Origin of the sequence: Paraburkholderia youngii, from assembly GCF_013366925.1 — a bacterium.
GTDB classification, from domain to species: domain Bacteria; phylum Pseudomonadota; class Gammaproteobacteria; order Burkholderiales; family Burkholderiaceae; genus Paraburkholderia; species Paraburkholderia youngii.
The window spans coordinates 6,642,660-6,655,231 of sequence record NZ_JAALDK010000001.1 but is presented as its reverse complement, the minus strand read 5'-3'; the positions used below and the strand labels follow the sequence as shown (position 1 = coordinate 6,655,231).

At 60.8% G+C, this 12,572-nt stretch carries 7 protein-coding genes, 2 tRNA genes and 2 rRNA genes; 5 read left to right on the top strand and 6 right to left on the bottom strand.

Annotation, left to right across the window (positions count from 1 at the left end; translation table 11 throughout):
- Positions 1–162: 162 nt before the first annotated feature.
- The 6 genes from G5S42_RS30330 to G5S42_RS30305 form a co-directional block, all read right to left on the bottom strand.
- A 23S ribosomal RNA gene (locus G5S42_RS30330) occupies positions 163–3,047 on the bottom strand.
- A gap of 317 nt (positions 3,048–3,364) precedes the next feature.
- Positions 3,365–3,440, bottom strand: a tRNA-Ala gene (locus G5S42_RS30325).
- 47 nt (positions 3,441–3,487) lie between these two features.
- A tRNA-Ile gene (locus G5S42_RS30320) sits at positions 3,488–3,566 on the bottom strand.
- Between the two features lie 74 nt (positions 3,567–3,640).
- A 16S ribosomal RNA gene (locus G5S42_RS30315) occupies positions 3,641–5,174 on the bottom strand.
- The 16S and 23S rRNA genes sit together here with 2 tRNA genes alongside, the layout of an rRNA operon.
- Positions 5,175–5,539: 365 nt before the next feature.
- Positions 5,540–6,820 carry an SGNH/GDSL hydrolase family protein gene (locus tag G5S42_RS30310; RefSeq protein ID WP_176110090.1) on the bottom strand — a complete coding sequence of 427 codons (1,281 nt, stop codon included), beginning with the start codon at positions 6,818–6,820 and terminating at the stop codon, positions 5,540–5,542.
- A gap of 85 nt (positions 6,821–6,905) precedes the next feature.
- A complete protein-coding gene (locus G5S42_RS30305; RefSeq protein ID WP_176110089.1) occupies positions 6,906–8,528 on the bottom strand; it encodes an NAD(P)/FAD-dependent oxidoreductase in 1,623 nt (540 codons plus the stop codon).
- 198 nt (positions 8,529–8,726) lie between these two features.
- Here G5S42_RS30305 and paaA point away from each other — a divergent pair, with 198 nt between their 5' ends.
- From paaA to paaE, 5 genes are read left to right on the top strand one after another with little or no spacing between them, the layout of a single operon-like run.
- A complete protein-coding gene (paaA, locus tag G5S42_RS30300; protein WP_176110088.1) occupies positions 8,727–9,725 on the top strand; it encodes a 1,2-phenylacetyl-CoA epoxidase subunit PaaA in 999 nt (332 codons plus the stop codon).
- Between the two features lie 47 nt (positions 9,726–9,772).
- On the top strand, positions 9,773–10,057 hold the full coding sequence (gene paaB, locus G5S42_RS30295; protein ID WP_008924350.1) for a 1,2-phenylacetyl-CoA epoxidase subunit PaaB: 285 nt from the start codon (positions 9,773–9,775) through the stop codon (positions 10,055–10,057).
- A 16-nt stretch (positions 10,058–10,073) separates the two neighbouring features.
- On the top strand, positions 10,074–10,877 hold the full coding sequence (gene paaC, locus G5S42_RS30290; protein ID WP_176110680.1) for a 1,2-phenylacetyl-CoA epoxidase subunit PaaC: 804 nt from the start codon (positions 10,074–10,076) through the stop codon (positions 10,875–10,877).
- 7 nt (positions 10,878–10,884) lie between these two features.
- Positions 10,885–11,442, top strand: a complete 558-nt coding sequence (gene paaD / locus G5S42_RS30285) for a 1,2-phenylacetyl-CoA epoxidase subunit PaaD (RefSeq protein ID WP_176110087.1) — start codon at positions 10,885–10,887, stop codon at positions 11,440–11,442.
- A gap of 1 nt (position 11,443) precedes the next feature.
- Positions 11,444–12,532, top strand: a complete 1,089-nt coding sequence (gene paaE, locus G5S42_RS30280; RefSeq protein ID WP_176110086.1) for a 1,2-phenylacetyl-CoA epoxidase subunit PaaE — start codon at positions 11,444–11,446, stop codon at positions 12,530–12,532.
- Positions 12,533–12,572: the final 40 nt, after the last annotated feature.

Here is a 12,572-nt window from a genome sequence, read left to right as displayed (position 1 = left end):
CGGCGCCACAGCCAATCGGGAAGAAGCGTAAAGGATTCGTGTGTTTGGGGTTGTGTTGTTGCTGGCACAACACTGATCTCAAACTGCATGTCTTCATCCCCTTCGGGGATCGGACACCCGTAAGCGCTAAAGCGCTAACGGGTGTCGAGACACACCTGTTATAGGATCAAGCCTTACGGGCAATTAGTATCAGTTAGCTCAGTACATTACTGTACGTGCACACCTGACCTATCAACGTCCTGGTCTTGAACGACCCTTCAAGGGGCTCGAAGCCCCGGGGATATCTCATCTTAAGGCGAGTTTCCCGCTTAGATGCTTTCAGCGGTTATCTCTTCCGAACATAGCTACCCGGCGATGCCACTGGCGTGACAACCGGTACACCAGAGGTTCGTCCACTCCGGTCCTCTCGTACTAGGAGCAGCCCCCTTCAAATATCCAGCGCCCACGGCGAGATAGGGGACCAAACTGTCTCACGACGTTTTAAACCCAGCTCACGTACCTCTTTAAATGGCGAACAGCCATACCCTTGGGACCGGCTACAGCCCCGGGATGAGATGAGCCGACATCGAGGTGCCAAACACCGCCGTCGATATGAACTCTTGGGCGGTATCAGCCTGTTATCCCCAGAGTACCTTTTTATCCGTTGAGCGATGGCCCTTCCATACAGAACCACCGGATCACTATGACCTGCTTTCGCACCTGTTCGACTTGTCAGTCTCACAGTCAAGCACGCTTATGCCATTGCACTATCAGCACGATTTCCGACCGTACCTAGCGTACCTTCGTACTCCTCCGTTACACTTTGGGAGGAGACCGCCCCAGTCAAACTGCCTACCATGCACTGTCCCCGATCCGGATCACGGACCAAGGTTAGAACCTCAAACAGATCAGGGTGGTATTTCAAGGACGGCTCCACGCAAACTGGCGTTCACGCTTCACAGCCTCCCACCTATCCTACACAGACCGGTTCAAAGTCCAATGCAAAGCTACAGTAAAGGTTCATGGGGTCTTTCCGTCTAGCCGCGGGGAGATTGCATCATCACAAACACTTCAACTTCGCTGAGTCTCGGGAGGAGACAGTGTGGCCATCGTTACGCCATTCGTGCAGGTCGGAACTTACCCGACAAGGAATTTCGCTACCTTAGGACCGTTATAGTTACGGCCGCCGTTTACCGGGACTTCAATCAGGAGCTTGCACCCCATCATTTAATCTTCCGGCACCGGGCAGGCGTCACACCCTATACGTCCACTTTCGTGTTTGCAGAGTGCTGTGTTTTTATTAAACAGTCGCAGCCACCAGTTTATTGCAACCCCTTCACCCTCCTGGCGCAGGCCAGTCAAGCTACCGGGGCGTACCTTATCCCGAAGTTACGGTACCAATTTGCCGAGTTCCTTCTCCCGAGTTCTCTCAAGCGCCTTAGAATACTCATCTCGCCCACCTGTGTCGGTTTGCGGTACGGTCACTGTGAAACTGAAGCTTAGAGGCTTTTCCCCGGAACCCCTTCCAGTTGCTTCGCTTCCGAAGAAGCTCGCGCCACACCCTTGAGTCCTGTGCCCGGATTTGCCAAGGCACCCTCTCCAATGCAGCGACCGGGACTTCCAACACCCGGACAACCTTCCGCGATCCGTCCCCCCCATCGCATTTCACAATGGTGCAGAAATATTAATCTGCTTCCCATCAGCTACGCATTTCTGCCTCGCCTTAGGGGCCGACTCACCCTACGCCGATGAACGTTGCGTAGGAAACCTTGGAGCTTACGGCGAGGGGGCCTTTCACCCCCTTTATCGCTACTCATGTCAGCATTCGCACTTCCGATACCTCCAGCACACTTTCCAGTGCACCTTCGCAGGCTTACGGAACGCTCTCCTACCATGCACATAAATGTGCATCCGCAGCTTCGGTATATGGCTTAGCCCCGTTACATCTTCCGCGCAGGACGACTCGATCAGTGAGCTATTACGCTTTCTTTAAAGGGTGGCTGCTTCTAAGCCAACCTCCTGACTGTTTTAGCCTTCCCACTTCGTTTCCCACTTAGCCATATTTGGGGACCTTAGCTGGCGGTCTGGGTTGTTTCCCTCTTGACACCGGACGTTAGCACCCGATGTCTGTCTCCCGTGATTGCACTCTTCGGTATTCGGAGTTTGCTATGGCGTAGTAATCCGCAATGGACCCCACAACCATGACAGTGCTCTACCCCCGAAGGTGAGACACGAGGCACTACCTAAATAGTTTTCGGAGAGAACCAGCTATTTCGGGTTTGTTTAGCCTTTCACCCCTATCCACAGCTCATCCCCTAACTTTTCAACGTTAGTGGGTTCGGTCCTCCAGCACGTGTTACCGTGCCTTCAACCCGCCATGGATAGATCACCCGGTTTCGGGTCTACACCCAGCGACTGGACGCCCTGTTCGGACTCGCTTTCGCTACGCCTGCCCTAATCGGTTAAGCTCGCCACTGAATGTAAGTCGCTGACCCATTATACAAAAGGTACGCCGTCACCCCTTACGAGGCTCCGACTGTTTGTATGCATGCGGTTTCAGGATCTGTTTCACTCCCCTCCCGGGGTTCTTTTCGCCTTTCCCTCACGGTACTGGTTCACTATCGGTCGATCACGAGTATTTAGCCTTGGAGGATGGTCCCCCCATCTTCAGACAGGATTTCACGTGTCCCGCCCTACTTCTCGTACACCCAGTTCTTTCCCGCTGTTTTCGTCTACAGGGCTATCACCTGCTATGGCCGCACTTTCCAGAGCGTTCGACTAACAATGAGAATAAAGAGTACAGGCTGATCCCATTTCGCTCGCCACTACTTTGGGAATCTCGGTTGATTTCTTTTTCCTGCGGTTACTTAGATGTTTCAGTTCACCGCGTTCGCTTCACGTAGCCTATGGATTCAGCTACGGATACTCCATTAGGAGTGGGTTTCCCCATTCGGACATCTCCGGATCAAAGCTCGTTTGCCAGCTCCCCGGAGCTTTTCGCAGGCTACCGCGTCCTTCATCGCCTGTGATCGCCAAGGCATCCACCACATGCACTTGTTCGCTTGACCCTATAACGGGTGTGTCTCTCACCACCTTCACTGGGAAGGCAGCGTTTTTCACACACGCTACAGGTTGAGTATTCGTGTTGCGCCGTATTCCAAAGCGATCTCTCGATCACCTTTAAAATACATCGATACAATCACAACCCTGATTCACCTACTCACGCACCCATCTCCAGGTACGCTTTCGTGAATCTCTTTACTACTTCTTCCTGATTGTTAAAGAACGACAGCCGATATAAAGCCTGTGCCTCATACCGCGCTGACTGGCTCAATCGCCAATGCGCAACGCTCTGCCTTCATGCAGAACCCTGCGCATTGAGGATTGGTGGAGGATGACGGGATCGAACCGACGACCCCCTGCTTGCAAAGCAGGTGCTCTCCCAGCTGAGCTAATCCCCCGGTCATACCCTACTCAAGGGTGTCCCAGTCAGCACCACAGACAAAGATGGTGGGTCTGGATGGATTCGAACCATCGACCCCCCCGCCTTATCAAGACGGTGCTCTAACCGACTGAGCTACAGACCCCTGAGTCTGTCTGCGTTGCTTCTCTAAACCACAGCCGATAAGCGTGAGCGCTTGCGCAGCAATGCAAGCTCTGGAAAGGAGGTGATCCAGCCGCACCTTCCGATACGGCTACCTTGTTACGACTTCACCCCAGTCATGAATCCTACCGTGGTGACCGTCCTCCTTGCGGTTAGACTAGCCACTTCTGGTAAAAACCCACTCCCATGGTGTGACGGGCGGTGTGTACAAGACCCGGGAACGTATTCACCGCGGCATGCTGATCCGCGATTACTAGCGATTCCAGCTTCACGCACTCGAGTTGCAGAGTGCGATCCGGACTACGATCGGTTTTCTGGGATTGGCTCCACCTCGCGGCTTGGCAACCCTCTGTTCCGACCATTGTATGACGTGTGAAGCCCTACCCATAAGGGCCATGAGGACTTGACGTCATCCCCACCTTCCTCCGGTTTGTCACCGGCAGTCTCCCTGGAGTGCTCTTGCGTAGCAACTAGGGACAAGGGTTGCGCTCGTTGCGGGACTTAACCCAACATCTCACGACACGAGCTGACGACAGCCATGCAGCACCTGTGTGATGGCTCCCTTTCGGGCACTCCCGCCTCTCAGCAGGATTCCATCCATGTCAAGGGTAGGTAAGGTTTTTCGCGTTGCATCGAATTAATCCACATCATCCACCGCTTGTGCGGGTCCCCGTCAATTCCTTTGAGTTTTAATCTTGCGACCGTACTCCCCAGGCGGTCAACTTCACGCGTTAGCTACGTTACCAAGCCAATGAAGGCCCGACAACCAGTTGACATCGTTTAGGGCGTGGACTACCAGGGTATCTAATCCTGTTTGCTCCCCACGCTTTCGTGCATGAGCGTCAGTATTGGCCCAGGGGGCTGCCTTCGCCATCGGTGTTCCTCCACATCTCTACGCATTTCACTGCTACACGTGGAATTCCACCCCCCCTCTGCCATACTCCAGCGCTGCAGTCACCAATGCAGTTCCCAGGTTAAGCCCGGGGATTTCACATCGGTCTTACAGCACCGCCTGCGCACGCTTTACGCCCAGTAATTCCGATTAACGCTCGCACCCTACGTATTACCGCGGCTGCTGGCACGTAGTTAGCCGGTGCTTATTCTTCCGGTACCGTCATCCCTCACGGATATTAGCCACGAGGTTTTCTTTCCGGACAAAAAGTGCTTTACAACCCGAAGGCCTTCTTCACACACGCGGCATTGCTGGATCAGGCTTGCGCCCATTGTCCAAAATTCCCCACTGCTGCCTCCCGTAGGAGTCTGGGCCGTGTCTCAGTCCCAGTGTGGCTGGTCGTCCTCTCAGACCAGCTACAGATCGTCGGCTTGGTAGGCCTTTACCCCACCAACTACCTAATCTGCCATCGGCCGCCCCTTGAGCGCGAGGTCTTGCGATCCCCCGCTTTCCTCCACAGAGCGTATGCGGTATTAATCCGGCTTTCGCCGGGCTATCCCCCACTCCAGGACACGTTCCGATGTATTACTCACCCGTTCGCCACTCGCCACCAGACCGAAGTCCGTGCTGCCGTTCGACTTGCATGTGTAAGGCATGCCGCCAGCGTTCAATCTGAGCCAGGATCAAACTCTTCAGTTCAAACCTGTTACTGTTTTCGGTTCCGCAGTTTCCTGCTTATGAACCGGTCGCTCACTCAACGTACTGACGATGATCAATCCGTCTTTCGACGGATAAACCTTCCTCTAATACTGTGTGAGGCTTCTGATACTTTTGCCTTGCAGCAGATCCATACGGATCCGCCGCCGCATTCCGCATCAAGCGCCCACACTTATCGGCTGTTAGTTTTTAAAGATCGATCCGCCCAACCCGCAGCGCCTGAACTACCACCACCCGGCACTGCTTCGTTTGCGTCGCTGCGTCTGCAGCAGAGAAACGAGATTATGGAGACTCTTTCTCGTCTCGTCAATACCCGATTTCGCTTTTGCTTAAAAAAAAGTTGTGACTCACTTCCGGGCCGCGCTCACCACTGCCTCAACAGGAACAGCGTCGGCCATGGCCGCGTAGCCCGCGTCGCTCGGATGGATGTGATCGCCGCTATCGAAAGCGCGCTGCAGACGCGCCGGCTGCGCTCTGTCGCGCAACGCCGCGTCGAAATCGACGACGCCATCGAAAGCGCGACTAGTCCGGATCCACTGATTAACTGCGAGTCGGATGTTTTCCCGCTCCTGCGGCAGCGACGCCGGCGTCAGCGTCGCGCCGAACACCTTAACACCGTTGCGCCGCGCGGCCGCGATCACTCGCTGGTAACCGTCGATCAGATCGGCAGCCGTGACCGACGTATGAGGAAAATCGCAGTCGAGCCCGCCATGAGGCGGCATTGCCGCAAAGTTAATGTCGTTGATGCCAATCAGCACAACCGCCGCCTTGACGCCCGGACGTTGCAAAACATCGCGCTCAAAGCGGCTCGCAAGCGCGTCGCCATAACAAGGTGAGTCGCTAAGAAGCCGGTTGCCGCTGATGCCGAGATTCACGATCGCGGTCGACTGCGCGCCGCTCGCCGCCAGTCGCCGAGCCAGCGCATCCGGCCAGCGACGGTTCTGGTTCAGGCTGGACCGCATGCCGTCGGTGATCGAGTCGCCAATCGCAGCCACGGCAACTGACGGCGCCACCGCCTCCACCGACAAGCCCGTGACCCACACATATTGGGTGAAGCGGCCGCGAAACGCGGCGGCGGACGTGTCGGCGGTGTGATTGCCCGGCCCCGACACATAATTCACCTGATTCGACACGCGGTGCCACGCGACGATCCGCTGCTCCGGTCCCATAAACGCACTGATCGCATACGGCGCGCCCTCGACGACGTCGATCCCAATCGGATCGCTGTCCAACTCGCCGCCGGGCGGAACGCTGACCGCGCCCTTGCCAGCAAACGTCACTCGACTGCCATCCCTCGCTACCGCCGCCGCGCCGCCGGCCGAGCGCGCGATGCGCAGTTCGTCGATGACCAGAGGTGTCTTGCCATACGCATTGCTCAGATGAATTCGCGCCGTCTTTCCCGACAAAGTCGGATACACGATCTGCCGGACGGTGCGCCCGGCGACTTCCGGCGCGCGATACAGCGGTGGCAAGTCGGCCCGCTGTGGAAGCGGTTGCAGCGCGGTCGCCCACACGGCGACCCAATGCTCGGGCGCTTCGGCAGCGAACGCATTCGAGGAAACGACAAACGGAGCAAATTGGGCAAGCAGCGCCGCGCCGCATGCGGCAGCCAGGGTGCGAATGGTCATTCGGACGATCGGTTCGAGACGAAACGCGCATTGTGCCCGAACGACGCGGCAATCGCCGGTGCCCGGAGGCTGTGCCCGTTTGGACTCATGCCGTTTGCTGACTCATGATCTTCAGAGCGACGGCTTCGGCGACTTCGATTCCGTCGATCGCCGCCGAGTAGATCCCGCCCGCGTATCCCGCACCTTCGCCGGCGGGATACAGCCCTTTGATGTTGACGCTCTGGTAGTCGTCCCCGCGACGAACGCGTACCGGCGACGACGTTCGGGTTTCAACGCCGGTCAGCACCGCGTCATGCATCGCGAAACCGGCGATTTTCTTTTCCATCTGCGGCAGCGCTTCGCGAATCGCCTCGATCGCGTAGTCGGGCAGTGCCGTGCTGAGATCGGTAGGCCGCACGCCGGGCTTATACGACGGCACGACGGAGCCGAGCGACGCGGACGGACGCCCGGCAATGAAGTCGCCGACCAACTGCCCCGGAGCCATATAGTTGCCGCCACCGAGTTCGAACGCCCGCTCCTCCCACTTGCGCTGGAACGCGATACCCGCAAGCGGGCCGCCCGGGTAGTCGTCTGGCGTAATTCCGACCACGATGCCCGCATTCGCGTTGCGCTCCGCGCGCGAGTACTGGCTCATGCCGTTCGTGACGACCCGCCCCGGCTCCGACGTGGCCGCCACCACGGTGCCGCCGGGACACATGCAAAAGCTATACACCGCGCGCCCATTGCTGCAGTGGTGCACCACCTTATAGTCGGCTGCACCGAGCTGCTTGTGACCGGCAAATTTGCCGAAACGGCTGCGATCGATCACCCCTTGCGGATGCTCGATCCGGAAACCGAGCGAAAACGGCTTCGCCTCGACGTGAACGCCGCGGTCGTACAGCATCTGGAAGGTGTCGCGTGCGCTATGGCCGACCGCCAGCACCACGTGGTCGCAGCGCAGCGTTTCGCCGGTCGACAGCTTCAGCCCCCGCACCTGGCCGTTGTCGATATCGATGTCCTCGACACGCGTCTCGAAGCGCACTTCGCCGCCCAGCTCATGGATGCCCGCACGCATCTTCTCGACCATGCTGACGAGGCGAAACGTGCCGATATGCGGCCGGCTCAGGTACAGGATGTCCTCGGGCGCACCGGCCCGCACGAATTCGTCGAGCACTTTGCGGCCGTAATGTTTCGGGTCCTTGATCTGGCTGTAGAGCTTGCCGTCCGAAAAAGTGCCCGCGCCACCTTCGCCGAACTGCACGTTCGACTCGGGATTCAGCACCGATTTGCGCCACAGGCCAAACGTGTCCTTGGTGCGCTCGCGCACGGCCTTGCCGCGCTCGAGGATGATCGGCCGGAAGCCCATCTGCGCGAGGATCAGTCCTGCGAACAGACCACACGGTCCCATGCCGATCACGACCGGACGCGGCGTGCTCAGTTGGGCGGGTGCTTTGGCGACGAACTTGTAGCTCATGTCGGGGGTCACGCCGCAATGCGGCACGTCGGCGAGCCGTTTCAGCGCGGCCGCTTCATCCTTGACCTCGACATCGACGATGTAGGTGAGCTTGATGTCGGCGCGCTTGCGCGCGTCGTGCGCGCGGCGAAACACGGTGTATCGGATGAGCCCGTCCCGCGCCACGCCGAGGTCCGCGAGGCGCGCACGGATGGCGGCTTCGAGGGCGCTGTCGGGATGATCGAGCGGGAGTTTGATTTCGCTTAGACGTAACATGAGTACCGGAGATGCAAGTGGGCCGCAGATCGCGGCCAATTCGCAATTTTACCGGTAAGTGTCGGGGTGGGGTGACGTGCTTCAACACCCCTGAATGACGCTATCAAGCCCAATCCCCGTCCTCAAAAAATTATTAACCGACCGGTCGGTTGGTTTATACTACGCCGACACAGACCACTCCTCCAGAGAGCGTCCCCCATGTACACCCAATCCCTCGATATCCCCGGCCACGTCGCCCCGCTGGACGGGGACGCGAATTCGCCCGAACAGGCGCGCTTCGACGCGGTCATGGCCGCCGACGGCAAGATCGAGCCGCAGGACTGGATGCCCGACGCGTACCGCAAGACGCTGGTGCGGCAGATCTCGCAGCACGCGCACTCGGAGATCGTCGGCATGCTGCCCGAGGGCAACTGGATCACGCGCGCGCCGAGCCTGAAGCGCAAGGCGATCCTGATCGCCAAGGTGCAGGACGAGGCCGGCCACGGGCTCTATCTGTATAGCGCCGCCGAAACGCTCGGCGTGTCGCGCGAGCAGCTGATCGACGCGCTGCACGCGGGCAAGGCCAAGTATTCGAGCATCTTCAACTACCCGACGCCCACCTGGGCCGACGTCGGCGTGATCGGCTGGCTGGTCGACGGCGCGGCGATCATGAACCAGATCCCGCTGTGCCGCTGCACCTACGGGCCGTACGCCCGCGCGATGATCCGCATCTGCAAGGAAGAGTCGTTCCACCAGCGCCAGGGGTTCGATGCGCTGCTCGCGATGATGGCCGGCACCGCCGCGCAGCGCGAGCTCGTGCAGCAGGCGGTGAACCGCTGGTGGTGGCCGGTGCTGATGATGTTCGGCCCGAGCGACAGGGACTCGGTGCACAGCAACCAGTCGGCGCAATGGGGCATCAAGCGCATCACCAACGACGACCTGCGCCAGAAATTCGTCGACGCGACCGTCGAGCAGGCGAAGGTGCTCGGCGTCACGCTGCCCGATGCGGAACTCAAATGGAACGCGGCGCGCGGCCACTACGACTACGGCGACATCGACTGGGAAGAGTTCTGGCGCGTCGTCAATGGCGACGGCCCGTGCAACCGCGAGCGCCTCGCCACGCGCGTGAAGGCCCATGAAGACGGCGCCTGGGTGCGCGAAGCCGCGCTCGCCCATGCCGAAAAACAGCGCCAGCGCGCGCAACAGCACGCCGCCTGAGTGGCACGGCGAAAGATCAGCGAGAGTCAGGAATCAGGAGATCAGCAATGAACAGGGAATGGCCGATTTGGGAAGTGTTCGTGCGCAGCAAGCAGGGACTCGACCACAAGCACTGCGGCAGTCTGCACGCGGCCGACGCGCCGATGGCGCTGCGCATGGCGCGCGACGTCTACACGCGCCGCCAGGAAGGCGTGAGCATCTGGGTGGTGCCGTCCGCGGCGATCACCGCCTCGGCGCCCGACGAGAAGGCCGAGCTGTTCGAACCGGCGGGCGACAAGATCTATCGTCACCCGACGTTCTACACGCTGCCCGACGAAGTCAACCACATGTAAGCGCGCCATGACCACTCTGTCCATCACGCCCGAACATCTGCAGTACGTGCTGCGCCTCGCCGATACCGCGCTGATCCTCGGTCAGCGCAACAGCGAGTGGTGCGGCCACGGCCCGATCCTCGAAGAGGACATCGCGCTGTCGAACATGAGCCTCGACCTGATCGGCCAGGCGCGCCTGCTGTACACGCACGCGGCCACGCTCGAGCAGCAGCTCACCGGCCGTCAGCGCAGCGAGGACGACTACGCGTACTTCCGCGCCGAGCGCGAATTCGCGAACTACACGCTCGCCGAGCTGCCGCACTACGGGCCGCTCGCCGGCACCGCGCAGGCGCAGAAGGACTACGCGGTGACGATCGTGCGCAACTTCCTGTACGCGACGCTGATGATGCGTCTGTGGGGCGCGCTGACGGGCTCCGCCGACGAACAGCTCGCCGCGATCGCCGCGAAGTCGGTCAAGGAAACGCAGTACCACGTGCATCACGCGGGCGAGTGGCTGATCCGTTTCGGCGACGGCACCGACGAATCGCACCGTCGCGCGCAGGCCGCGCTCGACTATCTGATGCCGTACACGTACGAGTTCTTCAGCGCGGACGCGGTGGAAGACGCGATCGCCGCGGCGGGCGTCGGCCCGCGCACCTCGACGCTGGAAGCCGCATGGCTCGACGACGTGCGCGCCACGCTCGACGCGGCCACGCTGACGCTGCCCCCGGCGCTGCGGCACGTGAGCACCGGCAAGCACGGCGAGCATTCGGAGCACATGGGTTTCGTGCTCGCGGAAATGCAGAGCCTCGCACGCCAGCATCCGGGCGCGAGCTGGTGAGCCCGGGATGACGACCTCGACCGCCACCACCGCCGCGACCGATCCCGCGCTCACCCGCGCGTGGAGCGTGCTCGAAGCGGTACCCGACCCGGAGATCCCGGTGGTCTCGATCCGCGAGCTCGGCATCCTGCGCGAGGTGCGCCGCGCCGCGGACGGCGCGCTCGAAGTCGTGATCACGCCGACCTACTCGGGCTGCCCGGCGATGTCGCAGATTGCCGAAGACATCGGCAGTGCGCTCGAGGCCGCGCAGCTCACGCCCTACCGCGTCGCCACCGTGCTCGCGCCGGCGTGGACCACCGACTGGATCACCGCCGAGGCGCGCGAAAAACTGCGCGTCTACGGCATCGCGCCGCCCACGGGCAACTGCGGTTCGGCCGCGCATGCGAGCGCCGCGCCGCAGGAGAAAGTGCTGCGCTTCGTGCCGCGCGCGCTGCCGGCACCGTCCTGCCCGCGCTGCGGCTCCGCACACACCGAGCGGCTCGCGCAGTTCGGCTCGACCGCCTGCAAGGCCCTGTATCGCTGCCTCGACTGCCGCGAACCCTTCGACTACTTCAAACCGTACTGATATGGCCACCCCGCAATTCCATCCGCTGCGTATCCGCGAAGTACGTCCCGAAACCGCCGATGCGGTGTCGGTCGCCTTCGAAGTCCCGCCCGAACTGCGCGACCAGTACCGCTTCACGCAGGGCCAGTTCGTCACGCTGAAGACGCATATCGACGGTGAGGAAACGCGCCGCTCGTATTCGATCTGCGTGGGCGTCACCGACTACGACCGCGACGGCGAGTTGCGCATCGGCATCAAGCGCGTGCGCGGCGGGCGTTTCTCGAACTTCGCGTTCGACACGCTCCAGCCCGGCCACACGATCGACGTGATGACGCCGGACGGCCGCTTCTTCACGCACCTGAACGCCGAACAGGGCCAGCAGTACCTCGCGTTCTCGGGCGGCTCGGGCATCACGCCGGTGCTCGCGATCATCAAGACGACGCTCGAAATCGAGCCGCGCAGCACGTTCACGCTGGTGTACGGCAACCGCAGCGTCGACCAGATCATGTTCGCCGAGGAACTGGAGGATCTGAAGAACCGCTTCATGAACCGCTTCGTGCTGTATCACGTGCTGTCGGACGACCTGCAGGACGTCGAGCTGTTCAACGGCGTGCTCGACCAGGAAAAATGCGCAGCGTTCCTCGACCAGCTGCTGCCGGCCGACGCGATCGACGAGGCGTTCATCTGCGGCCCCGCGCCGATGATGGACGCGGCCGAGGCGGCGCTGAAGGCCGCCGGCGTGCCGCCCGCGAAGGTGCACGTCGAGCGCTTCGGCACGCCGCTGCCGCAGGCGGGCGTGCCGCCCGTCGAGATCACCGCGGACACCCCGGCGGCCGACCTCGAGATCGTGCTCGACGGCAAGCGGCGCAGGCTGCGCCTGCCGTATCAGGGCGTGAGCGTGCTCGACGTCGGGCTGCGCGCCGGTCTCGCGCTGCCGTACGCGTGCAAGGGCGGCGTGTGCTGCACGTGCCGCGCGAAGGTGCTCGAGGGCGAAGTGAAGATGGAAAAGAACTACACGCTCGAAGAACACGAGGTCCGCGACGGGTTCGTGCTGACGTGTCAGTGTCATCCGGTGAGCGAGAAGGTCGTCGTCAGTTACGACGAACGTTGAGTCGGGAGCTTTCGTGGCCTGGGTGTGGAGTCGCTTCGTG

Excerpts from the sequence above, each read along its gene's own strand:
- paaE (WP_176110086.1), top strand. The coding sequence starts at position 11,444 with ATGGCCACCCCGCAATTCCATCCGCTGCGTATCCGCGAAGTACGTCCC.
- paaD (WP_176110087.1), top strand. The coding sequence starts at position 10,885 with ATGACGACCTCGACCGCCACCACCGCCGCGACCGATCCCGCGCTCACC.
- G5S42_RS30310 (WP_176110090.1), bottom strand. The coding sequence starts at position 6,820 with ATGACCATTCGCACCCTGGCTGCCGCATGCGGCGCGGCGCTGCTTGCC.
- paaA (WP_176110088.1), top strand. The coding sequence starts at position 8,727 with ATGTACACCCAATCCCTCGATATCCCCGGCCACGTCGCCCCGCTGGAC.
- paaB (WP_008924350.1), top strand. The coding sequence starts at position 9,773 with ATGAACAGGGAATGGCCGATTTGGGAAGTGTTCGTGCGCAGCAAGCAG.
- G5S42_RS30305 (WP_176110089.1), bottom strand. The coding sequence starts at position 8,528 with ATGTTACGTCTAAGCGAAATCAAACTCCCGCTCGATCATCCCGACAGC.